Source organism: Psychrobacter immobilis (assembly GCF_904846235.1).
Lineage (GTDB): Bacteria > Pseudomonadota > Gammaproteobacteria > Pseudomonadales > Moraxellaceae > Psychrobacter > Psychrobacter immobilis_C.
Genome location: NZ_CAJGZN010000009.1, coordinates 39,170 through 63,017, shown reverse-complemented (window position 1 = coordinate 63,017; position 23,848 = coordinate 39,170). Strand labels below are relative to the sequence as shown.

Annotated in this window: 17 protein-coding genes and 1 other RNA gene; 8 read left to right on the top strand and 10 right to left on the bottom strand. The window is 41.8% G+C overall.

What is annotated here, in order from left to right; translation table 11 throughout:
* Positions 1-195: 195 nt before the first annotated feature.
* The 3 genes from metF to JMX07_RS07700 form a co-directional block, all read right to left on the bottom strand.
* Positions 196-1,044: a methylenetetrahydrofolate reductase [NAD(P)H] gene (metF, locus tag JMX07_RS07710; protein ID WP_201607254.1), complete on the bottom strand. Its 849-nt coding sequence runs from the start codon at positions 1,042-1,044 to the stop codon at positions 196-198.
* A gap of 13 nt (positions 1,045-1,057) precedes the next feature.
* Positions 1,058-2,482: an adenosylhomocysteinase gene (ahcY, locus tag JMX07_RS07705; RefSeq protein WP_201607252.1), complete on the bottom strand. Its 1,425-nt coding sequence runs from the start codon at positions 2,480-2,482 to the stop codon at positions 1,058-1,060.
* Positions 2,483-2,834: 352 nt separating this feature from the next.
* The gene (locus JMX07_RS07700) at positions 2,835-4,781 is read right to left on the bottom strand and encodes a TonB-dependent receptor plug domain-containing protein (protein ID WP_201607250.1); all 1,947 of its coding nucleotides are present in this window, start codon (positions 4,779-4,781) and stop codon (positions 2,835-2,837) included.
* A 464-nt stretch (positions 4,782-5,245) separates the two neighbouring features.
* On the opposite strand from JMX07_RS07700, the gene JMX07_RS07695 reads away from it, so the two are divergent.
* On the top strand, positions 5,246-7,171 hold the full coding sequence (locus JMX07_RS07695; protein ID WP_201607332.1) for a mechanosensitive ion channel family protein: 1,926 nt from the start codon (positions 5,246-5,248) through the stop codon (positions 7,169-7,171).
* Between the two features lie 61 nt (positions 7,172-7,232).
* On the opposite strand, the gene JMX07_RS07690 is transcribed toward JMX07_RS07695, so the two are convergent.
* The 5 genes from JMX07_RS07690 to JMX07_RS07670 all read right to left on the bottom strand — a co-directional run bounded on the left by JMX07_RS07690 (position 7,233) and on the right by JMX07_RS07670 (position 11,793).
* On the bottom strand, positions 7,233-7,865 hold the full coding sequence (locus tag JMX07_RS07690; protein ID WP_201607248.1) for a DNA-3-methyladenine glycosylase family protein: 633 nt from the start codon (positions 7,863-7,865) through the stop codon (positions 7,233-7,235).
* Positions 7,866-8,071: 206 nt separating this feature from the next.
* On the bottom strand, positions 8,072-8,803 hold the full coding sequence (locus JMX07_RS07685) for a Smr/MutS family protein (RefSeq protein WP_179798976.1): 732 nt from the start codon (positions 8,801-8,803) through the stop codon (positions 8,072-8,074).
* A gap of 107 nt (positions 8,804-8,910) precedes the next feature.
* Entirely contained in the window at positions 8,911-9,780 is an 870-nt protein-coding gene (gene trpC, locus JMX07_RS07680; RefSeq protein ID WP_201607246.1) for an indole-3-glycerol phosphate synthase TrpC, read from the bottom strand.
* A gap of 170 nt (positions 9,781-9,950) precedes the next feature.
* Positions 9,951-11,072 carry an anthranilate phosphoribosyltransferase gene (gene trpD, locus JMX07_RS07675; RefSeq protein ID WP_201607244.1) on the bottom strand — a complete coding sequence of 374 codons (1,122 nt, stop codon included), beginning with the start codon at positions 11,070-11,072 and terminating at the stop codon, positions 9,951-9,953.
* Positions 11,073-11,169: 97 nt separating this feature from the next.
* Positions 11,170-11,793 (bottom strand): anthranilate synthase component II, encoded by a 624-nt coding sequence (locus tag JMX07_RS07670; protein ID WP_201607243.1) that lies wholly within the window; start codon positions 11,791-11,793, stop codon positions 11,170-11,172.
* A gap of 827 nt (positions 11,794-12,620) precedes the next feature.
* Here JMX07_RS07670 and glnA point away from each other — a divergent pair.
* Together glnA and JMX07_RS07660 are read left to right on the top strand one after the other, a co-directional pair.
* Positions 12,621-14,030 (top strand): type I glutamate--ammonia ligase, encoded by a 1,410-nt coding sequence (gene glnA, locus JMX07_RS07665; RefSeq protein ID WP_057760355.1) that lies wholly within the window; start codon positions 12,621-12,623, stop codon positions 14,028-14,030.
* A 201-nt stretch (positions 14,031-14,231) separates the two neighbouring features.
* A complete protein-coding gene (locus JMX07_RS07660; RefSeq protein WP_201607242.1) occupies positions 14,232-14,975 on the top strand; it encodes a DUF4124 domain-containing protein in 744 nt (247 codons plus the stop codon).
* A 122-nt stretch (positions 14,976-15,097) separates the two neighbouring features.
* Here JMX07_RS07660 and JMX07_RS07655 read toward each other — a convergent pair whose 3' ends face one another.
* Positions 15,098-15,814 carry an SIMPL domain-containing protein gene (locus JMX07_RS07655; protein ID WP_201607241.1) on the bottom strand — a complete coding sequence of 239 codons (717 nt, stop codon included), beginning with the start codon at positions 15,812-15,814 and terminating at the stop codon, positions 15,098-15,100.
* A 334-nt stretch (positions 15,815-16,148) separates the two neighbouring features.
* Here JMX07_RS07655 and ffs point away from each other — a divergent pair.
* The 5 genes from ffs (at position 16,149) to serC (ending at position 22,345) form a co-directional block, all read left to right on the top strand.
* Positions 16,149-16,245: signal recognition particle sRNA small type (gene ffs, locus JMX07_RS07650), an RNA gene on the top strand.
* Between the two features lie 268 nt (positions 16,246-16,513).
* Positions 16,514-17,110: a LemA family protein gene (locus JMX07_RS07645; protein WP_101204994.1), complete on the top strand. Its 597-nt coding sequence runs from the start codon at positions 16,514-16,516 to the stop codon at positions 17,108-17,110.
* Positions 17,111-17,123: 13 nt separating this feature from the next.
* A complete protein-coding gene (locus JMX07_RS07640; RefSeq protein WP_227684700.1) occupies positions 17,124-20,084 on the top strand; it encodes a M48 family metalloprotease in 2,961 nt (986 codons plus the stop codon).
* Between the two features lie 114 nt (positions 20,085-20,198).
* Complete coding sequence (locus JMX07_RS07635) at positions 20,199-21,125, top strand: DNA polymerase III subunit psi (protein ID WP_201607240.1); 927 nt, start codon at positions 20,199-20,201, stop codon at positions 21,123-21,125.
* 92 nt (positions 21,126-21,217) lie between these two features.
* A complete protein-coding gene (gene serC / locus JMX07_RS07630; protein ID WP_165596967.1) occupies positions 21,218-22,345 on the top strand; it encodes a 3-phosphoserine/phosphohydroxythreonine transaminase in 1,128 nt (375 codons plus the stop codon).
* A gap of 261 nt (positions 22,346-22,606) precedes the next feature.
* Here serC and tnpB read toward each other — a convergent pair whose 3' ends face one another.
* Entirely contained in the window at positions 22,607-23,761 is a 1,155-nt protein-coding gene (gene tnpB / locus JMX07_RS07625) for an IS200/IS605 family element RNA-guided endonuclease TnpB (RefSeq protein WP_201607239.1), read from the bottom strand.
* Between the last annotated feature and the right edge of the window lie 87 nt (positions 23,762-23,848).

Below are 23,848 nucleotides of genomic sequence, written 5' to 3'. Positions count from 1 at the left end.
AGATAATTATTTTTAGAGCAGTATTATTACACAGTGAAGAAATTTTTAAAAATCAAATAAGATAAAGTGTATGAATAAAACGGTAAAGGGCTATTGGTCAAAATTTTGACAATAAAAAACTGGCGCTCCTAAAAGCGCCAGTCATTAATAATGTATTCAGGAATGATTAAAGGATATTCTAGAACGCTTAAGTATTTAAGCAGTCAATCCCAAAGCTTCTACTAAGCGTTTGTTTGGCTCAACTTTGTTCATGCTATAAAAATGCATGGCAGGTACGCCCTCGGCAATCAAGCGTTCACACAAGCGATAAACCACATCAAAGCCAAACTCACGAATAGCCTTACTATCATCGCCAAAATCCGTCAACTGCTTACGTACATAGCGCGGAATATCGGCGCCACAGCTATCAGCAAAACGCAAGAGATTGCTTGAATTGGTAATTGGCATGATACCAGCGACCAAAGGCTGAGCTACTGTATCAATACCGCGTTTCTCTAACTTATCACGCAAGTACAGATAGCTGTCAGCGTTGTAGAAAAACTGGGTAATCGACGCATTGGCACCAGCTTGGTATTTATTTACCAAGTTATCAATGTCAAACTCAAAGCTACGCGCTTGTGGGTGCATTTCAGGGTAGGAGGCCACTTCGATATGGAAGTGATCACCCGAATGCTCACGAATGTACTTTACCAAATCTACCGCAAATGGTAGTTCACCCATGCCCACCTGACCTGATGGCAAGTCGCCGCGTAGCGCTACTAAACGTCTAATACCTAAAGTCTTATAATACTCTAGCAATTCAGCGATTTCACTTTTGTCATCGCCAATACAAGACATATGCGGCGCGATTTCAGTGGTACCACGCGCACTTAGTGCCTGTACGATATCTAAGGTGCGGCTACGGGTTGAACCGCCCGCACCATAAGTTACCGAAAAATAAGCTGGCGACAACTTATTAAGCTCATCGTAAGTGCTGAGAAGCTTTTCGTGACCTTGCTCGGTCTTTGCAGGAAAGAACTCAAAGGAGAAAGCAGGCTTACTCACAGTCAGGCTCCTTTTAGTATTTATAAGCGTCAGGCTTGAATGGACCTTCAACTGGCACACCCAAATACTCAGCTTGCTTTTGGGTCAGCTTGGTTAGCGTACCGTTAAAGCCTGCAACCATCGCAGCGGCCACTTCTTCGTCTAACTTCTTAGGCAATACTTTTACGTATAGGTTGTCAGTACGTTGGTCAGCTGGCAAGTCAGCGAATTTTTCTTCGAACAGATACATTTGAGCCAATACTTGGTTGGCAAATGAGCCGTCCATCACGCGTGATGGGTGACCAGTAGCATTACCTAAGTTCACTAGACGACCTTCAGCAAGCAAGATCAAATAATCGTTCTCATCGTCTGAGCGGAAGATTTGATGAACTTGTGGCTTAATTTCAACCCAGCGCCAATTATCACGCATAAACTGAGTGTCGATTTCGGTATCAAAGTGACCGATGTTACATACCACAGCACCAGGCTTAAGGGCTGCTAGCATATGTCTATCACAAACATGGTAGTTACCAGTAGTCGTGACGATCATGTCAGTGTCTTCAAGCAAACGCTTGTTGATGCTGGCTGCGCCGCCCGTGTTGTCACCGTCGATGTATGGTGATAAGACTTCAAAACCGTCCATACATGCCTGCATAGCACAGATAGGGTCAACTTCTGAAACACGTACGATCATGCCTTCTTGGCGTAAGCTTTGTGTAGAGCCTTTACCTACATCGCCATAACCTATAACCAAAGCGCGACGGCCAGCAAGGAACATATCGGTAGCGCGTTTGATAGCATCATTTAAGCTATGACGGCAGCCGTATTTGTTGTCATTTTTAGACTTAGTAACCGCATCATTGACGTTGATGGCTGGTACTTTAAGTGTACCTTTACCAAGCATTTCAACCAAGCGATGAACGCCAGTGGTGGTTTCTTCTGAGATACCATGAATGGTATCAAGCAGCTCTGCATAATCGTTGTGAATCAAAGCAGTCAAATCACCGCCATCATCCAAGATTAAGTTAGCATCCCAAAGTTGGCCTGACGCTTCGCCGCCAACATGTACTTGCTGACGTAGGCACCATTCATACTCTTCTTCTGTTTCGCCTTTCCAAGCATAAACAGAGATACCAGCAGCAGCAATCGCAGCAGCAGCATGGTCTTGAGTTGAGAAGATGTTACATGATGTCCAGCGTACTTCAGCACCTAGCGCGACTAGTGTCTCGATAAGTACGGCAGTCTGAATAGTCATGTGGATACAGCCAGCGATTTTCGCGCCTTTAAGTGGCTGGTCTGCTTCGTAGCGACGACGCAGGCCCATTAGGGCAGGCATTTCGGCTTCAGCAAGGGTGATTTCACGACGGCCGTAATCAGCAAGGCTGATGTCAGCGACTTTATAGTCAGTGAAAGAGGGATCGATCGTATGGGCAGATGGTGTAGTAGACACTGCGTCCATAATATGCTCCTATCAGTGGTTAACGAATGATAAAAAGAATAAAAACGCAGGTGCCGTTGTTTGCGCTGTGAGCGACCAAAAATATGGTCTCTCGACAGTTAACCGAGCCTAACATAACCTGTGATTGCATAACTATAGAATGTTAATGCAGTAAATCACTATTATGGCGCAACACCTCTCGGAGGTCGTTATTGTAATAGATGAGTGGTTAATTGTCACCTATTGACTGAGATAAATGATAAGCAGTCATGGCATAAGCACCTGTATATTTTTCATAGGTATAAAAAAAGGCCACCTTTAGATGACCTTTTATATTTACATAAGCGCTAGAGTTTTATAGTGCTAAATCAGCTTAGTACCAGTTGTAAGTTAGAGAGGTAAAGAAATTGGTGCCGTCTTGGTTATAACGTGAAGCATATTGACCAAAGCTTTCATTGGTCGAGTAATCTACATTTGTTATATTGTTAATACGACTAGTCCATGTCAGATTTGGGCTTACATAATAGTTACCGCTAATATTAAACAATGTATAGTCATCTATAAATGTACTGTTATCTGAAACATTATATGTTTTGCCAACATACTCAGCTTCAGTACGAATGTCAAATTCGGCAGCTTGGTATCCTATATATACTAAGCCAGTATGCTCTGGTCGATAGACCAACTGTTTGCCTTTATTGGCGCCAGAAAGCTCTTCTGCATTGGTATAGGTATATTGGCTACCGAATAGCACATTACTGATCTGCCAGTCTGACGTTAAACTGTAACCAGACAGTTCTGCTTGATCAATATTAGTTGCTTGATACTTGAAAGTTGATGGATCATATTCATTGCTAATAAGATTCTTTACACGGCTATAAAATCCTGTCAGACGTGTGGTCTGTAATGCATTGTTAGATTCGATAAACACTTCTAAGTTTTTACTTTCTTCAACTTTTAAGTTTTCATTTGGTACATAATAAGCACTTTCAATATATAAGTCATTCAAAGAAGGTGCTCTATAACCAGTGGCGAAGCTAGTGCCAAGGCGTAAACTAGGTGCTAGCTTCACAGCGTAACCTAAGCTATAGGTGCTTTCGCTATCGAATTGCGAATTGTCGTCAAAACGAACGTTTGCTTGAAGATCGTAAGCCTCTTTGTTGAGCTGATAGCCAAGGAAACCACTCTTTATGGTGCGATCATTTATCTTATAGCTATCGTTACCATTATTGCTAGGAGTATTGTCATTAACATCTACTTCTTGCTTTAGCCATTCTGCACCAGCCTGTAGCTGTCCTGTAGGCAAGCGATAAATACTTAATAAGTTTGCTTGTTTTTGTTTCGTTTCAAATTCATCACCAACTTTGTTATCAACTTTATCTGAACTTTGACCTGTTGATAGTTGTACTGTTATTTTATCGTTTTCATATTGTGAGAACGCTGATACTGCACCGTTTTCTTGATCAACTTCTGCATTCTGACCTGGTCCAAAACTATAGTTATCAAACTCAGTATTTGACTTAGAAAAAAGACCTGTTGCACCGATAGTAATAGTGTCCGTTAAAGATATACTTGTATTTAGTGCAAAGTTATTACTCTTAAAACCGTCGTCATCTTTATCGTTTCCTGATCGATTCTCAAGAGCTGTAATACCCTTAGTTTGGTTACGGTTAGCAGATAGACTCAGTTTGGCACCTGCTTCATTTGCAAACTGCGCGGCTGCGCCATAGACATAATGGTCGTTTGAACCAACGCCAGCAGTCACAGAAAAGTTGGTCTGCTCAACATTACTACCTTTAGTAAAGACTTGAATAACACCGCCCATTGCATCTGAACCATAGATACTAGAGCCTGAAGCACCATATAGTATTTCAATACGATCAATTTGATCGGCAGGGAGTAAGCTTAACGCCGGCTGTCCAGATGACATTGAGCCATAACGTACACCATCGATTAGTACCAATACACGTTTGCTATCATAGCCACGAAGGTAGAAATTACTGCTTTGACCCATGCCGCCATCTTGTTTAATACTAAATCCTGGTTGACGTCTAAGCACTTCCATTACCGTTTGACCTTGATAACGTTTGAGCTCTTTACTATTCACAACACGTGTTTGCGCAATTACATTGCTCACCTTAGTAGGTGTGCGAGTCGCTGTTACGATGATCTCATCAAGCTCAACTTGTGGTAAGTTACTATCGTCAATTGAAGTGTTTTCAGAGGTGGCTGCCATTGCGGTATTTACTGCAAGTAAGCCAAGCGCGCTCAAAATACTTAAACGAAGATAGGTACGTGAAGATGCACGTGATACAGACATAGTCGATTCCAAAGTAATCAAATGAAAATGCAGAAATAAAAAGTAACTATTATGACGTAGTGGATGTCAAAAATTACAAAAAAAATCATATAAGTAAGACTGCGCTTATTATCTATAAAATCCTTTGATTTATAAACTACTTTAACCTAATGTTTATTCAGGATAGGCTGAATGTTATTCATGAGGATTTACCAAATAGTCAGTTAAAAATTATTTTATTTAATTAGGTTATGAATGTCTCGTCACTTTTATTAAAGATGTTTATAAATCAAGAAACCAAATGCCAATACAGTTAGCTACAAAATTGCGTAATCAAAAGTACTGCTGTTATAAATAATTGTTACTATAGTATGGACGTCATTCGTTATTTATCATGCCATTTCTAAATTAAGAGGTTTGTTTTGTCTATCAAGCATAATCTGACTCCCAGTCCTTCGCCTCATTCGTTCTATTATATTATTAAGATGCCATTTATAGTCGCAATGCTGTTACTGGCTATGCTATTAAGTATTGCCTTGCCAAATAGTGCTTATGCTGTTGAGGCGGGGGCTCTTGGAGTGGGTAATGATAGTAGTGGAGAGGCAGTAAGTACGCCATTGCCTGATTCATTCGGCCGAGATACACCGCGTCATACGGTACAAGGATTTATCAGTGCGCTGGGCGAAAATGACTATCTGCTGGCAAGTAATTATCTCAACTTATCTAAGTCTGACAACCCAACGACCGTTGTGCGACAGTTTAAACAGGCACTGGATGCCGGAGGGCGTTTTCAGCCGGATCTACAGATTAGCAATTCACCTGAGGGTAATCTAACTGACCAACTGCCACCTAGCCAAGAAAATGTCGGTGTGATTAATATCGGCGAGCGAAGTGTTCCGCTATTGCTAGAAAGAGTGGTCTCAAAACAGAATGAGCAATATTGGCAGTTCTCTAGCGATACGCTGACCTCAGTACCAGAAGTGATAGAAAATACTGAGCCGACCTTGGTCTCGCGCTATACGGTTGATTCTTTAGATGGTAAAAAGCTTTTCGGCTATCAACTAGCTGATTTGGTCGCCGCGCTCACCATGATTGTGACTAGCTTTGTACTTACTTATGTCGCGGTATGGTTGCTATACCACTTATTAAGGATTGTTTATCCGTATTTGCGTGGTACGCCATTGCCGTTACCTAACAAAGTAATATTGCCACTCTCTGTGGTCATTATGGCATTGATACTATCCGAAGTTATGGTTTATGCAGGCGTATCGGTGACACTACGTGAGCCAGTCAATCGCTTTACGGATATAGCCTCTTGGTTGGCGCTGACTTGGCTACTATTGCGAGTGATCGATGCGATATTTACCCGAGCGGTAAATCTAAGCTACAAGAAAAACTATACTGAGCGTGTCTCAATTTTGGGACTGCTGCGTAAGGTCGTCAAAGCGCTATTACTGATATTTGCAGTGATTGTTATTTTTGGCAATTTGGGTTTTGATTTGACCACTGGTATTGCCGCACTGGGTGTGGGTGGTTTGGCGTTGGCCCTTGGTGCGCAAAAGACAATTGAAAACTTAGTTGGTAGTGTCGTCGTCGTCGCTGATTCACCTGTGCGTATCGGTGATTACTGTAAATTCGGTACTTACGAAGGCACAGTTATCGACATTGGTATTCGCTCATCGCGCGTGCGGACATTGTCGCGGACGATTGTTACGGTACCAAACGGTGATTTTTCATCGATGCAGATCGAAAACTTTACCTCTCGCGATATGTTTCGTTTTTTCCACTACTTATATATTAAGCGTACCGCTGATCTTGACGTAATATTCAAAATGGTTAATGACTTAGATGAATTTATAAAAGAGCATGATTTGACCAATCAAGAATGGAATCAGGTCAATATTTTGGAGCTGCGCCAAGATTGCTATGTTATTCAGTTGCAAGCTTATGTGAATGCTATTGGTATCATTGAGTTCTATGACAAACAAAACGCTTTGTTTGTCGATATATTAAAGAAAGTCGCGAAATATAAAGTAGAACATGCATTGCCGACTCAGCAGTTGATTGTTAATCAAGCTGAACTTGAACATCATGTGGGAAGTAGTACTGATGAATCAGCAGAAGGAAATGAATCAGATAACAGTAGTAACTCTGCTAATAATGAAGTGTCTGATAACAAGGAAGTAAACACAAGCGTATACAGGAAAGATTACAACGACGATGGCGTTGATATTCGTAAAGATAGCGACAAGGCTAAAAATGATGTTGCAAGTCACCACAAATTCTCTATGGCGACCGTCAGCAGAAGTGGTGCGCTTAAGGCACTAAAGCATAAAAGTCATATGCTAAGAAAAAGTAAGTTTAAGCACACTAAAAACAAATCTGGCTTTTCTATATGGAACCAGCCTTAAAAGAGACTTTTTGCTCACGAATGGTAGTGAATAACACTAGCTATGTTTTTTGCTCTATTAGTTATAAAGGTACTGCGGTTTTATCACGTAATGAGCCGTAGTACGACCAAAGCAATAGGCTGGCAGCACTGCGATACGGTGACCAGTGCTGAGTGAAGTTTTTGAGCTGCTTGGGTGTTGGTCGTTCTGCTAAGCCTAATAACTCCATCGCCGCAACTTTAATGGCCAAATCATCGACTGCAAGTATGTCTGCACGTTTTAGCGAAAATAATAAATACATCTCAGCTGTCCAACGTCCAATCCCTGTCACGGCTGTCAAGGTTGTTATGACTTCTTCATTTGGCAAAGTTTCTAATGCTGAAAAGTCTATATCATGATCCACTAAAGAGCGTACATAACGAGTTTTTTGCTTAGACAATCCTTGCGTCTTCAAAGTATCGTCTGTCGCTTCACGTATTGCTTGCGGGGTGATCAATTCTGCATCAACCAACCGTTTCCAAATGCTGGCAGCGGCGGCAACTGATAACTGCTGACCAACCATCGCTCTCATCAACTGCTCAAACCCACCTGCATTATGCCTAAGATTAGGTGTGCCAACCTGTTTATGCACAGGAGCAAACCTTGGTTCAGTGGCAATTAGTGCAGCAATTTGCTGTTCTAGCTCGTTGGTATTTTCAATAATCTGTATGCTCATAGTGTTTTCGCTTTGCTAATTAGAAGGTGCTCAAGTCTATATATTAATAAAAGGTGAGAAGCTCACATTAAATGGAATGTACATGAAAGAGAGTATTCATTAAAGGAAACATCGTTATAGTCTACGTCTAAACCATGGATGATTGATAAAAAAGGACTGCAAATAAGCAGTCCTTTTTATATAGTACCGTATCACTAACAATAGACCTATTCGCCATCTGCTTTAGGTTTTTTGAGTAGTACTAGTACCGCACCGTTACCACCATCTTTTGGTGGCGCAGAGCAAAAAGCTAATACTTCTGGCAATTGACGTAACCAGCCATTGATACAGGTTTTTAGAATCGCTTCGCTACCTTTACCATGGACGATTTTTACCATGGTTTCGTTTTTCTGCTTGGCTTGGCTCAATAGTTGAGTCATCGCTTCGCGAGCTTCTTCTATTGTACAGCCATGGATATCTACCGCATCATACCAACGCAGCTTGCCTTTTTTGAGCTGATCAAAGATTTTATTTTGCAGTGTAGGCTGCTTATAAGACAAATAAGCTTCAGCAGCGACAGGGTTCAGTAGTGCTTGCATATCTGACAAGCCTGCGCCTAAATCACTGGCTTCACTACCTTGAGCTGCAGCACGTTTTGATAGTGTCGCTGCATCAGGCTTACCTGCTTTAGTTGCGCTGGCAGGTGAGCGGACATTTTTGTCTTCTAGCTGATTGACACCATGCATGGCTTGCATAAACAGAACTTTATCGTCATCGATGTGTTCACTATCTAGCTGCTTGACTGTCTTTTTTACTTGCTTTTGAGTCGGTAGCGACACTGGCTCAGTCGGCTTTTGATTCTCACCTTCAGGTGAATTGGTATCACGGCCCTTGCTCAGCTGGCCTTTAAGTTCTTTGAGCTGGTCTTGCATTTCTTTTGAAAACAGAGAGTTTGACATAAAAGTTAACGTATCGTTGATTGATGAATGGTTGATTGAACTATGTATATAGCGCAGACATTGTTCAAGCTATTAGTATATATTTAAGCATAAATTATTGAGTTACTTTACCCGTCTGCTGCGACGCCCGCAAGTAAGGATTGTAACGCTTGCCCTGGATGATCAGTTTTCATAAATTGCTCACCGATTAGAAAGTGCTGAATCTCATTACTTAGCATGAGACGAATATCATCACTGCTATGAATACCACTCTCGGTCACGATAAGTGGTTTTTGCTCAGCGCTATCAGCAGCGAGTGCATCGTTTAAAATATTTTTAAGATCAAGCGTGGTTTGCAGGTCAACATCAAAGGTATTCAAATCACGGTTATTGATACCATAAATATTGTGTACTGAACGTGGCAACTGTAGCGCACGCTCAAGCTCAGATTTGGTATGCACTTCTATCAATACGTCCATACCAAGCTCAATACTGAGTGCATGTAACTCTCGTACTTGCGCATCATCTAGGCAAGCCATAATGAGTAGGATGCAGTCAGCGCCCATTAGGTAAGATTGATAGATTTGATAGACATCAATCATAAAGTCTTTACGTAATATCGGTAAGCTTGAGGTATTAGCTGCTTGAATAAGATAGATGTCATCGCCCTGAAAGTAATCACGATCGGTCAATACAGACAGACAACTAGCGCCCGCTTGCTCATACTGCTGCGCAAATAGAGCAGGGGTAAAGTTATGATTGATAATGCCTTTAGACGGTGAGGCTTTTTTAATCTCAGCAATAATACCGATACCATTTTCTTTAGTGCCAGCAGCACGTAATGCCGCGGCAAAACCTCGGCGCGGTTTATCATCAGCTGCGATCTGTGCTTTCAAGTCCTCTAGAGACAATGCTTCGCGAGCGGCTTTTACTTCTTTTACTTTGGTGGCGACAATGCGCTGTAGCACTGACGGTATGTCTGAATGGGTTGTGGTCATACTGGTATCCGAATATCGTTAAATGTAAATATAGTCAGCAAGCTGTTAATAACTACTAAATGGCTACGGCGTTATCCTCCTTAGATGTACGATTTGTACAATCTATGGTTGGCTGCCTTGTATCCGTTTTAGATTTCTTTGACTATAGACAGTAGATGAGTGCTTATAAGTTAACCTTGAGCGACTAGCTGTTGGGTATAGTTGGCTAAAGACTCAAGTTTGAGTAAAGCATCGCCATTTTGAATGATTTTTTGTGCTCGGCTAACACCGTTAGGGTAGTTGCTGGCAAGTCCTGCGGTGTATATCGCGGCACCTGCATTTAGCGCAATCATGTCACGTGCTTTAAGTACGGCACGGTCATGAGTGTCAGCTCCAGATAGTGCAGCACGAATCAACTCAAGGCTTTGTGCTGGAGAGTCGACATCGAGGCCAATAAGGGTTTGAGACTCGATACCCGCATCTTCTGGCATCATGTCATAGACTGATATCTCACCATCTTTTAGCTCAGCGACTGTGGTCGAAGTCGCAAGACTGATTTCATCAAGACCATCTTTTGCGCCTACTACCATGACATGACGTGCGCCTAAGTTTTTCATCACCTTAGCAATTGGCTCACATAACTGCGCGGTAAATACACCGATGACTAAGTTTGGCGTGCCAGCAGGATTGGTCAATGGGCCCAAAATATTAAAGATGGTACGTGCTTTTAATTCACGGCGTACAGGGTTGGCATAACGCATGGCGCTGTGATGATTGGGTGCAAATAAAAACCCGATACCTTGGTTTTCGATACAGTCTTTTGCTTGCTCTGGAGTGAGCGCAAGACTGATACCTGCTTGCTCAAGTAAGTCTGAGCTACCAGATTTGGTTGAGACGCCGCGATTGCCGTGCTTAGCAACTTGTGCACCAGCTGCCGCAACAACCAATGCCGATGCAGTCGAGACATTAAACAGATTAGCACCATCGCCGCCAGTACCAACGATATCTACCAAGTAATCGCAGTTCTTTGGTTCAATGTTGGCGGCTAGTGCACGCATGGCGCTGGCTGATGCAGTAATCTCGTCAATGGATTCGCCCTTCATGCGCAGCCCCGTCAAGATAGCGCCCATCATAGCGTCGCTGCATCTACCTTGCATGATAATCAGCATCACTTGATACATCTCATCAAAGGTTAAATCGATGTGTTGAAATATTCTACCCAAAGCTGTGGTTAGCAATTGATGTGTTTGTTCATCAGACAATTTTGCAATACTCTCTGGCGTGTGCGTTTCTTCTATTCTTGTCGTACTCATTATGGTCTCGCTTACTATTATTTTTTATGTGAATCTGTGTGAAATTTGGTATGGGCTTATGAAAGCAGTATTTTTACCAAGGTGCTTTTAGTCAAATCTAGCCAACTTTTGGTAGCTCATCGGATGTCAGGGTAGCCAAGCCGTGAGTCTGTAAAAAGTTATTGAGCAATTGATAACCTGCTTCGCTCAATATTGACTCAGGATGAAACTGGACACCTTCTACCGCAAAATTTTTATGACGAATACCCATGATTTCCTCAATACTACCATCGGCATTTTGTGTCCATGCGGTGAGTTCAAGGCAGTCTGGCAAGCTTGTCTTATCAATGACGAGCGAATGATAGCGCGTGACTTGTGACGGGTTAGGTAATCCAGCAAACACACCTTGCTCGTTGTGATAGATAGCTGATAGGCGGCCATGCATGACTTCGCCAGCTTTGACCACTTGACCGCCAAAGGCTTGACCGATCGCTTGATGACCCAAGCAGATACCCAGTATGGGAATAATTCCTTTAAATGTCTCAATGGCTTGCAGCGAAATACCTGCACGGTCAGGATCGCACGGACCTGGGCCAATCACAATAACATCAGGTGCAAGGGTTTTAATCTGCTCAATGCTGACCTGATCATTACGCCAGACAGTGATGTCCTGCTTTAGCTCACCGAAGTACTGTACGATATTGTACGTAAAGCTATCGTAATTATCGATCATCAAAATCATTAAGGCTTCAACTTATCAGTTTTATTATATTTTTAACATGAAATTTGTTCTCACTGTTATCGAGTCACTTGATTGCCGAACACAAGCAGCTCTGACTATAACAGAGGAGGTTATTGCGCGCGGTTATCTTACCACTATTTTGTTTTCTATCAAATGTAGGGTACGGGCTATCTAAGTAAGCACCAAGTAAAAACATATTTTTTATTATTTTGTCGATAATAAGAATAGTTTGATTCCGGATAGTGTTATAAATTCAGCTATTAACATTGCACTATAAAATAGCATTTCAATAATAAATATATTTGTATTTGCACCAATTAAGTGCCTTTGGTTCTCAACTGGTGCTCTAATTAAGTGCTATTCTAAAAATTAATTTGATGGGAATTAATGAATATATAACGATATTAATCGTATAAATCACTGTAAATATTGATAATTAAATCTATCTATAACTATATCTGTTATCAGAGTGGCAATACATTGGCATAGCCTTTGCATTATTGCTGTTATGATTATTTTAAAGCCAAAAAATTGGTCTAAAAATAATTATTAACAAGAGCCCGAAGAGTTCAGCATTATGAGTTGTATATTGCTAGAATGTCGTTAGGATTGAATTGGCGTATGTTAGACCATGTGCACAAATATTGGTCTGATTGAGTAAACGCTTTAGATGAGCATCTTGACTAATACGCAAAATAGTGCTGATAATAAGCATAATATCGAATGCGCTGTTTTAGTATTGAGAGCACATCTGACATTCTTGGACAAGAACATCATATTAATAATTTTAAATCGCAATTACGTGATCAACACAACGGAGACTATTCATGTCGAATAAACTATTAGATCTTATCCAATCCTCTAATGCTAAATGGGTTGATTTTCGCTTTACTGATACACGCGGCAAAGAGCAGCACATCAGCTTCCCAGCGCATACCGTTGATGAAGATGTCATGGAAGACGGCAAAATGTTTGATGGCTCATCAATCGCTGGTTGGAAAGGTATCGAAGCGTCAGATATGATCTTGCGTCCTGATCCAGAAACTGCTTTTGTTGACCCGTTCTTTGACGCGGTGACTGTGGTAGTGACTTGCGATATCATCGAGCCATCAACGCTACAAGGTTATGACCGTGACCCACGTTCTATCGCACGTCGCGCTGAAGAGTATTTAAAGTCTACTGGTATCGGTGATACTGCTTATTTCGGTCCAGAGCCTGAATTCTTTGTATTTGACGATGTTAAATGGTCAGTCGATATGTCTGGCGTTAGTCATAAGATCACGGCTGAAGAAGCAGCATGGTCGACTAACGAGACTTATGAGTGGGGCAACATGGCACATCGCCCACGTGTGAAAGGCGGTTATTTCCCAGTACCACCGATCGATAGCTCACATGATATGCGTGCTGTTATGTGTGAACGCATCGAAGAAATCGTTGGTGAAGGTTCAGTTGAAGTTCATCACCATGAAGTGGCTTCTTGCCAGTCTGAAATCGGTGTTGCATTTAACACGATGGTACGTAAAGCGGATGAAGTTCAGCAATTGAAATATGTTGTTCATAACGTTGCGCATCAGTTTGGCAAAACAGCGACCTTTATGCCTAAACCAATCGTTGGTGATAACGGTTCAGGTATGCACGTACATATGTCAATCTCAAAAGACGGTGTAAACACATTCTCTGGTGATGAGTATGCTGGTCTGTCTGAAACAGCATTGTATTTCATTGGCGGTATTATCAAGCATGCTCGTGCGTTGAACGCGATTACCAACCCATCAACGAACAGCTATAAGCGCCTAGTACCACATTATGAAGCGCCTATCAAACTTGCTTATTCAGCATCTAACCGTTCAGCATCTATCCGTATTCCACACGTAAGCAGTCCGAAAGCGGTACGTGTAGAAGCCCGTTTCCCTGATCCAACGGCTAACCCATACTTAGCGTTTGCTGCATTGTTGATGGCCGGCCTTGACGGTATCCAAAACAAAATGCATCCAGGCGAAGCTGCGGACAAAAACTTGTATGACTTGCCACCAGAAGAAGAAGCACAAATCCCAACGGTTGCAGAGAGCTTAGACGTTGCACTACAAGCATTGCGTGACGATCATGACTTCTTATTAAAAGGTGATGTCTTCACTGAAGACATGCTAGAAGCGTTTATTGCTTTGAAAGAAGAAGAAGTACAACGTTTGAACGTAACTGTACACCCTGTCGAATTTGACATGTACTACAGCTGCTAATTAGTCGCTAAAACACTCATTTATTTTGAGTCACAAAACCAGCTAAGGTTAACTTGGCTGGTTTTTTTATGCGTATTAATAAAGTGTATCATTCCAATTGCTGAATTTTCTTTGAAATCGCTACTGATTTCATGTCAAAACTCACGCATAATAGTTTTATAAAATTATATTAATAGTAGACACTATTTAGGTTGATGGATTATGACTTTATTAGCAAAACCGAGTTTCTTGAAGGGTAAGATTAGAGTTGCGCTATGGACTACGGTTGCTCTCGCTAGTCTTTATGCACCTCTTATCAATGCTGCACCTATTTATAAAGTGGTCGATGAGCAAACCGGCCAAGTCACCTTTACTGACCGTCCACAGGATTATGAGCAGCAAGCTGGCAAACAAGTCAGTCAGATGGCTATTACGACAGGTAATGATACGAGCAGGTCAACTAGTCTGAATACGACAACCAATTCTAATACAAGTCGCCAATCATTAAATGCGTCGCAGACAGTGACTGCTACTAAGTCGACTGCGATAAATACTAAGGTGACCACGCCAGTAAACTATCAGTTAGCCATTACTGAACCTAGCGAAGAAAGAGCTTATCGTCGTCCGGTACAGAATATCGATGTTAATGTACAGATTCGGCCTGCGTTACAGGTAGGGGATAGTGCCCGTATTTATTTTGATGACAAAGAGGTTGCACAAGGTTTAAGCGCATCTATTGCTACTGTTGATGTTTTGCCAGGTGCTCATACAATCAAGGCTGTTATACAAAGCGAAACTGGCCAAACAATTAAGCAAATCACACGTACCGTATACGTGATTCAAAACACGACCACATTGCAAGACAACAAAAGAAAGGCAGCGCAGCTATTGGCTTATCAAAAGCTAGCTTGGTATCAAAAATTGATGCTAAAACTGCGTCAACAGGAAGTTGCTCAGTCACAATAATGGTCTCAATAATGATTGAATATAATGGATAGATATCGCTAGCAAAATAAAAAGGCAAGCACCGTTAACGATGCTTGCCTTTTTAATGTAAATCACTTATTTTATTTTAACTATAAGCTGTCTTATTTAGTTAACTCGATGGTACCGTTAGCAGTCACAGAAATAGTGCTATTACCAGACTCAAAGCTTTGGCTTGGTACTGACTCGTCTGCCATTCCTGATTTCATGCTCATAGCGCTATACATTGGACGTGGATAGTTGCTACCTGTGTTTAGGTTAACATTGACGACGCGGTAGCTACGAGCATCCCAAGCGCGGGTAAGGCTCTTAGCTTGCTGCTGAAAAGCGCGAGAAGCTTCGGTCATTAATTTTTGTTCTAGCGCATCTTTTTTGGTGTCTGAAACCCCAAAGTTTAGATTATCCATGACCAATGTTTCTTGCAAGTCAGCAATGAGCTGGCTGGTCGCTGCAAAGTCAGTACTTTTCAGATCTATATTTGCCTGTCCTGTCCAGCCGATGATTTTATCGTTTTTGTCGTAGCGTGGATAGGTGCGCTGTTGCCCTGTGCTCACGGTCACGCTAGGGTAGCGCTTAGCGATTTTCATGGCATTGTTGACTGACGTATTGAGCATTGTGGCTAGGGTCTTAGAGTCAGTTGCTTGTGCTTTTTTGTACAAGCTGGCGCGTACTTCGTCGTTCTGAATCTCTTCTTTTATTTCTGTCTGAAACGTCAGTTGATCATAGCCTGTTGGCTCTGCATGGGCGCTACCCATCATCGCTGTCATGAGACAAACCGTACCAGAAGCTAGTGCTGCTTTATTCAATAAAGTATTTTTCATTATTATCTCCTAAGTTGATTCTAATAATATATAAATGACAATTATCAATGCTCATTTATACATGAAAAGTTGTCCCTATTGTTCTCTAGAAATCGACATGGGTACAACTTCATTCACTAAAATAGCAAAATTCATATAAGTTGCTGTGAGAATTTTGTGACCTAAGTTGCTGATATAATTTATGCTCATATATTGCTGATATAATTTATGCTCATATATTGCTGACATAAGCTAATGAACTAAATGACAGTACTATTTAGGGTCTAAAGCAAACAGTTTTAAGATAGGGGTTGTAAAATTAAAAATTTCTTGTATAATTTGCGACTGGTGGCTCCATTGGTAGCCTCGCAACATTGTTCTATGAATCCCGCCAGGACCGGAAGGTAGCAACGGTAATAGTTATAGTGTGTGCCGAGGATGTGCTTTTGGAGTCGCTTTTTTTTGCCTAAAATTTGATAATTATATCAATAAAGTACAAAAAACCTATTTGTGATGTATGAAGCCCTTCATTGTAAAGGGCTTTTTTTTGGTCAAAATTTCGTCTGATCGTTATCTATTTGCTTATGGAGTTTCCAATTTAATTTCCTGTTCGATTTCCTTTGTAGTTCTTATCTAGTTCTAAGGTTTTATTGATTAATATGAGTTAAAATACAATGTATTAACTTTTTATTAACATTCTAGACACCTTGGAGTTTGATTATGAAGATGTTTGTTTGGCTATTCATTGCATTTTTGGTGTTGGTGGTCGTATTTGGGGTATCCATTTTTAATAGATTGGTACGCGCACGTAACCAAGCAAAGAACGGCTTTGCTCAAATAGATGTGCAACTAAAGCGTCGTCATGATCTGATTCCAAACTTGGTCGAAACTGCCAAGCGTTATTTGAGTCATGAAGAAGAAACACTCACTCGCGTCATTAGCGCGCGTAATCATGCTCAAGATCTACAAGACTCTAATAAGCATCAGCCAGACTCGCTAGAGCATATGGCACTGTTTGCAAAAGCAGAAGGTATGTTGTCTAAAGCGTTGAGTCAGTTCTCTGCTGTCGTCGAAGCCTACCCAGAGCTAAAAGCCGATAGTATGATCAAAGAGCTCATGGACGAACTAACCAATACGGAAAATCGCATCGGGTTTGCGCGTCAACATTATAATGACAGCGTGATGTTTTATAATAACGATCGCGAAGTATTCCCGAATAACCTCGTTAGTACGACGTTTGGCTTTCGTCCGCTCAGTCCGTTGGTATTTGAGGATAGAGAAGCGATTGCTCAGGCACCGATTGTCAATATGGGCTAAGGTTTAGATAATTTTGGCGAACTCTAGGCAGCCTAATCTGATGGATTTTTTTGGTGAACAGCGGATACGTACGCGGCGCAGTCTATTACTTTATGGACTGTTTTTCCTGATTGTACTTGCTCATATGGCTGTAGGACTGGCTGTCATGTCTATACTGCTAACAGTATTTACAGGCGGTATATATCATTGGGTATTGGTTCTGGTCATTGTCTTGACGTTAGGCAGTTTCGTTGGTGGTAGTTTTTTAGAGTATCGACGCCTGCGAGCAGGTGGTCGCGCTATTGCTCAGCGAGTAGGGGCGGTTAGGCTGTTCATTGATAAAAGTCAAGAAGCATGGGAGCACAGTCAAGGAGTCGCTCATCAACACGAAGCTAAAGAAAAGGTTCGCTATCGTTCGCGTCATATAGCAGTACGTGACGAGCGCGATTTTCCGCCCGTTTATCGTCGCTACTATGAAATCGCTCAACAACTGGCCATTGCTTCAGGTTTGCAAATCCCTATTTTGTACGTGCTACCTGACGAGCAGGGTATCAATGGTTTCGTCGCTGGTCGCCATAGCTCAGATATGGTACTCGTCGTTACTCAAGGTGCGTTAGATAAACTGTCTGATGAGGCGCTATACGGACTCATTGGTCATGAATATGGTCATATATTGCACGGTGATGCTACGTTCAATCTACAGCTGATGGTGGTATTGGCAGGCTTGCAGATACTATATGACTGGAGTGACCCAATATCTAATCGTCTCTCTAATTATAGTCACTTTGATAGCGATAGCCTCTCCCAAAAATCTTTATCACAGAGACAGGTTGATATGCTGGCACGTAACACAGAAGCGCAAACCGCCAATTTCACCATGCATAGTGAATGGGTCGCTTACTGGCAGCAGCAATCACAACAACAGCAGTCCTCAGTCAAGCGTCAGTCTAAATGGGTACAAATGCCACCTATAATAGATCGTCAAGCCTCGCGTAGTATCTGGACATTGCTACTGCATGGTTTAAGCTTCTCTAGTATGGCAAGCGCGCAGTTGATTAAGCACAGTTTTAATCGTGAGCGCGAGCTACTTGCTGATGCCACTAGTGTTCAATTGACACGTACGCCTGCGATTATCGAAACCTTAAAAGCCATTCATCAAGACTCGCTCGGCTCGCGTTTGTCTGGTATCGCAGATATCAATGGACTCAGCCATTTTTTCTTTGCTAGTAGTGGGGCAGACTTGGGTGATGTGTCATGGTTTGCCACCCATCCAAGCTTGACTGAGCGTATGAGCGCTATTAATGCGGATGCTTATCATGAGTTTGCGGTACAAGTTGCCAAAGAAAAGCGAATAAATCAGCAAAAGGTCAAAGAAATATATAGGCAACGACGCTTAGGTGATTGGGGGGCAACAAAAGAAAATAGCCTAAGTAAATATTTGCCAGAAAGAAACGTGCAGCATTCGTCAGTATTTGAGACTCAAACAGCTGCAACGATTAATATAAGAGACAATAAACAGATAAGTGACGCAAAAGTTCTTGCTGAATCTATAAGCGAAAATCGTAATAAAGATAATGGCGAATTAGAGATTGATGACGGTTTAGAGTTTGCCGTAGAAGCTGATGTGGTGGTCGATGGGCGGCTTCAAGTACAGGCCGAAGACGTTGGCGTTCATCAGCTATTAAAACCGTGGCAGTCCAAACCTGACGCTGACCTACCAGAAAACACATTAATTGGGTTTAATGATATTAAAAAGGTATCACTACCTCAGTACATACTCAACCATAGTCATCATCCTTTAGGTGCGCTAGCATTAGTCGAAGCTGTCTTGCTTTGTCATCAGCATCAATCATTATCAACGACTGCCACTTATAGTTTGAAGGATATTTGGAATGATGGCTTCTCTGTTGCGACTGACTCGACTTCCCATGAGCAAATATTACCGCATAGGATAGATACTAAGCTGATGACAGTAGTAGCCAGTTTGGACAGACGTTTAGACAGCGCTTTGATTGAGCTCGCCTTAAACCAATTGCATCAAAAGAATTTATCTGAACTATGTATTGAAGATCTAAAGCTCAAAAGTAAAAACGATCATAGTCACGACAGTCATCAGTACTATAAAAAACAAGAGAAATGCCGTACGATGTTGTTGCGTTATCAGCAGGGCATATTTGAGCTGTTTAACCAACAGCTGACATCTGACTTAACCAAAAGCTTAGCTTATGATTCGTCAGATCAAAATATACCTAGTGGTAACGATCATGCAATTGCTCTGAATAACCCGTTAGCTTTAGCACATCAAAAATTGCCAATATTGTCACTATGGCAAGCGCTACATTTGCAGCAGTTACTACCGATATTGTCTGAAGTTTTACAAGATACAGACGCGCAATCTCTATGGCCGCAAATACTGAAGACTGGTATGGAAGACGTAAGGGCGCAACTAGATCCTTCGGGCCAAGTATTTACAAGACTTAGTAAATCAGAAGTATCAGTTGTTGTCTTATTGGCTTATCGACTATCAAAAGATGCCAAAGGTCAGATGATCTCAATGCATGACCGATCGCTATTGAGTGAGGGTAACGACAGTTTGGCGCATTATATTGTAGATTTGAGACGGCATGCGCGCTTGATTGATATTGATCTCGTGACAGTAAGTGATGTTAATTTGCAGTGGCTATTATTGACCGCACAGCACTTGAATAGCATTCAGTTATTGGCGATTATTTCTGCGGTTCCTGTCTCTGCCAATCACTTTATCAAGCGCTTGGTAGGTGATCCGAATGCTGATAATTATCGAGAGAAGCAACAGGATGGTAGTCAAATAGATTATAATGAAAGTGAAATGAGCCAGCCTACTCATAATGAGTATCGCCAATGGCTAAGTACGTTGCATACGGTGATGTTACACGATACGATAGTCAGCCAAGATGAATACGATTGTTTGTTGGCAATATCAGAGCGTTGGCTCGGTATTCGACAGCTGTTTTGATGGGCATGTATTTATTACTTAATTGATAGTACAGCGCATGCTTAATGAGAGCTGCCAAAACCATAAAAACATCTATAAATGATATAAACAAAATGAGTAGGATAGTAGAGTCGAATGAGTGATACCCAAGACCCACTAACTGTATTACAGCGCCGTGTGCAGCAACGCCAAATTCTAGCGATGATGGGTATCAATCAGTGGGTACAACCTGAGTCAGAAACCATCAATATGGCTGACATTGCGACAGCTTCGGTTGAGCAGTCAAATATTGATTCCACTGATATTGAGTCTAATAACAATGAAGTAATAGCGAGCGTTAGAGTGGTAGACACAGTTGATCAACCGTCTGGTGGTTATGATATCAATGATTATAACGCTAGCGACTATGTTGCCGATGAGTATGGTACTGATTTGCAAGCTACTACTGAACAGACGGCTAGTGAGCAAAGCCCTGTTACTTATAGTTTTGATTCCGTTGATTCAACTACGGTCAGTTCAAGTGCTGCTAGTTCAAATACTGTTAGTTCAAGTACTGGGTCTAACTATCATGACATCCCAAGTACTGCATCGAACCAAACTGCTGTAACCTCTACGAATGCACCTATTGAGCAGCCTCAATTCGCGCAGAGTAATTTTCCGCAGAGTACTAGTGATGACAGCATAAATGATGATAGCTTAAAAAAAGTAGCACCATTTGACCTGCAAGGTGGCCGCTATGGTGACTGGGTGATATTGGTTGATATCAAAGCGCTAAATAGTGACAGTCAAAAACTATGGCAAAACATCACCCAAGCGCTATCAATCACTTGCGAGACAACATCATTCCCGATTTGTGATGGTATGGATACTGCTGAGCTTGCCAATGCCAGTCTTGCAGGATATATTTTTCGAATTGGCCGAAGCGAAGAAATACAAGTTGCTGCACTGACCGCGCTGCCTGATGGCCTTCAACATCCCAATCTGACCACTGTGCCGACATTAGAAGAAATGCTCGCAGACAGTGATGCTAAACGTCAGCTGTGGGAGCAGATATCTCATTGAGTTGTATAAAAACTAACATCGATACCAATGCCTTTATCAACAAACTGAAATAAAAAACATCCTTTTATTTCATCATACCTAGGACTGTGATTATGCCTACAACCCCAACGTCTACAGCAACTGCCACCCCGCATCGCCTGCCAAATTTTTGTGCTGGTCCTGCTACTATGCCAACAGCCGTATTAGAGCGCGCGCAGAGCGAACTGCTTGATTGGCAAGGTCGCGGCCTGTCGGTCATGGAAGTCAGCCATCGTAGTAAAGAGTATATGGCCATTACTGACAAGGCGGAAGCTAAGCTACGCACGCTTATGGAAATACCAGATAACTATAAAGTGCTGTTTTTGCAAGGTGGCGCAAGTTTGCAGTTTTCTGCGATTCCATTGAATCTGTTAAATGGCGGACGCGGTGACTATTTGACGACAGGCGCGTGGTCAGGTAAAGCAATCAAAGAAGCTAAGCGCTATGAAGCATTGGGTTTGGGCGAGATTAATTTAGTTGCGACTGGCAAAGAGAATAACTTTACTGACGTACCAGCGCAAAGCGATTGGAATATCAGTAAAGACGCCGTTTATTTTCATTACTGTGCTAATGAAACAATTCATGGCCTACAGATATTTGAGCCGCCACAAGTAGATGCGCCAATCATTGCTGATATGTCATCTTGTATCTTGTCGCAGCCGATAGATGTGTCTAAATTTGGCATGATCTACGCGGGCGCCCAGAAAAACATCGGTCCTGCAGGTCTAGTCATTGTCATTATCCGTGACGATTTGATGGGGCAAGCAAGTGAATGGTGTCCTATGCTGTTGAACTATGAGCATCAAGCTGACAAAGAGTCTATGTCTAACACGCCAGCGACGTATTCTTGGTACTTAGCAGGGCTGGTGTTTGATTGGTTGGAAGAGCAGGGAGGTGTAGCTGCTATCGGTAAAATCAATCAGCAAAAAGCTGACTTACTTTATAAGACAATCGATGACAGCAGTTTTTATAATAATCCAGTAGATTCTAAGTATCGTTCTATCATGAACGTGCCATTTACTTTAGCAGACAGCAGCCTTGATAAAGTATTCTTAGAAGAGTCAGAAAAAGCTGGCTTGTTAAATCTAAAAGGTCATCGTGACGTAGGCGGTATGCGAGCCAGCATCTACAATGCCGTACCAATTGAGTGGGTACAGCAGCTGGTTGACTTTATGATTGCGTTCGAAAAAAAGCATGCATAAGTCATAATAGCCTTTAAAATAAAAGACGCTGCTTTTACAAGTTGCGTCTTTTTTTATGAGTATATTTGTCGATGCGCAGTTTTAGGAAGAAGCGTTTAATATCTGCCGCCATTATATCTAATATCAATGATGTCGTACTGATGGATGCCGCGTAACACGGCAAACCATTAGGATGAACTACCCACTACCTTATAGGTAGGGGTTTCTTAGGTAACGCTCATACTTGACACGATATTCTGTATCAGCGGTTAAGCGAATTGACTAAGCTAACCCTGTCGCACCGACAGTTTTTGAGTGTTTAGCCAGTAGCAATCCTTGATTTAAGATGTTAATACTGGCGTTGAGGTCTCGGTCATTTTCTTGCAGGCAACTTGGACAATTCCAAGATCTTAACGACAGCGGTAATTCAGCTTTCGTTAGCAAGTGACTGCATCCTGAGCACGTTTTAGAGGATGGATACCACCGGTCTATTTTAACAAGCGTTTTACCGTACCATTCCGCTTTATATGCCAGCATGGTGGTAAAGACCGACCAAGCGCTGTCCGATATGGCTTTGGCAAGTTTCCTGTTCTTAACCATACCCTTTACATTCAAATCCTCAATAGCAATAACATCGTGGTTTTTGATGATATTGAATGAGAGCTTATGTAGAAAGTCTTTGCGGCTATTGGTTATTTTCTCGTAGACTTTAGCAACTTTAAGTTTTTGCTTTTGGTAGTTACCGCTCTCTGATAGTTTACGTTGATCCGCTTTGGCCACAGCTCTACGTTTGGCTAAAATCTTTTGTTCTCGCGCCAGTTTATCTTGCAACTTTGCCAGAAACTTAGGACTGGCAACTCTGCATCCATTTGATAAGACGATGAAGTGGGTCAGTCCTAAATCAATGCCGATATTAGAGTGAGTCTTTGGTAGTGGCTCAACGACCGTTTCAACCAATAGGCTGACGTAATACTTGTCTGATGGGGTTTTGCTTATGGTGGCACTTTTTATTAAGCCGTTTATTTTACTGGGGAATTTGGCGTTGATGTGGCCTATTTTAGGCAGTTTAACGGTGTTTTTTGTGACGGCTACCGTTCCCTTTTGATTGTTGGTGGTGTAGCTGTCTTTAATGCCTTTTTTCTTGAATTTAGGAAAACCTGAGCCTTGTTTGAAAAACTTGCTATAGGCAGCTCTTAGCTGTTGCTGTACGTTAGCCAATGCCAGGCTATCCACTTCTTTGAGCCATTCAAACTCTTTTTTGTACTGAGCTGGGGTGTTGTTTAGGGTGGTTTTAGTAGCTTTGTAATGATCAATCTTATCACCAAGCATTTTATTCCAAATAAAGCGCGTACAACCGAATGATTTAGCAAAGAATACTTGCTGATCGGCATTAGGATATATCCTAACTTTATGGGCGTTTAGAATTTGAGTGGGCATACAGACGGTGCTTATATTTCGTGCTATATTTATTATTAATAATACCACATGTAGAAATAGTTACTACCAACAATGCATTCATCCCAC

Coding starts and splice junctions, on each gene's coding strand:
- JMX07_RS07700 (WP_201607250.1), bottom strand. CDS start 4,781: ATGTCTGTATCACGTGCATCTTCACGTACCTATCTTCGTTTAAGTATT.
- tnpB (WP_201607239.1), bottom strand. CDS start 23,761: ATGCCCACTCAAATTCTAAACGCCCATAAAGTTAGGATATATCCTAAT.
- JMX07_RS07690 (WP_201607248.1), bottom strand. CDS start 7,865: ATGAGCATACAGATTATTGAAAATACCAACGAGCTAGAACAGCAAATT.
- serC (WP_165596967.1), top strand. CDS start 21,218: ATGCCTACAACCCCAACGTCTACAGCAACTGCCACCCCGCATCGCCTG.
- JMX07_RS07645 (WP_101204994.1), top strand. CDS start 16,514: ATGAAGATGTTTGTTTGGCTATTCATTGCATTTTTGGTGTTGGTGGTC.
- JMX07_RS07695 (WP_201607332.1), top strand. CDS start 5,246: ATGCCATTTATAGTCGCAATGCTGTTACTGGCTATGCTATTAAGTATT.
- JMX07_RS07660 (WP_201607242.1), top strand. CDS start 14,232: ATGACTTTATTAGCAAAACCGAGTTTCTTGAAGGGTAAGATTAGAGTT.
- glnA (WP_057760355.1), top strand. CDS start 12,621: ATGTCGAATAAACTATTAGATCTTATCCAATCCTCTAATGCTAAATGG.
- trpD (WP_201607244.1), bottom strand. CDS start 11,072: ATGAGTACGACAAGAATAGAAGAAACGCACACGCCAGAGAGTATTGCA.
- ahcY (WP_201607252.1), bottom strand. CDS start 2,482: ATGGACGCAGTGTCTACTACACCATCTGCCCATACGATCGATCCCTCT.
- trpC (WP_201607246.1), bottom strand. CDS start 9,780: ATGACCACAACCCATTCAGACATACCGTCAGTGCTACAGCGCATTGTC.
- JMX07_RS07670 (WP_201607243.1), bottom strand. CDS start 11,793: ATGATTTTGATGATCGATAATTACGATAGCTTTACGTACAATATCGTA.
- JMX07_RS07685 (WP_179798976.1), bottom strand. CDS start 8,803: ATGTCAAACTCTCTGTTTTCAAAAGAAATGCAAGACCAGCTCAAAGAA.
- JMX07_RS07655 (WP_201607241.1), bottom strand. CDS start 15,814: ATGAAAAATACTTTATTGAATAAAGCAGCACTAGCTTCTGGTACGGTT.
- JMX07_RS07635 (WP_201607240.1), top strand. CDS start 20,199: ATGAGTGATACCCAAGACCCACTAACTGTATTACAGCGCCGTGTGCAG.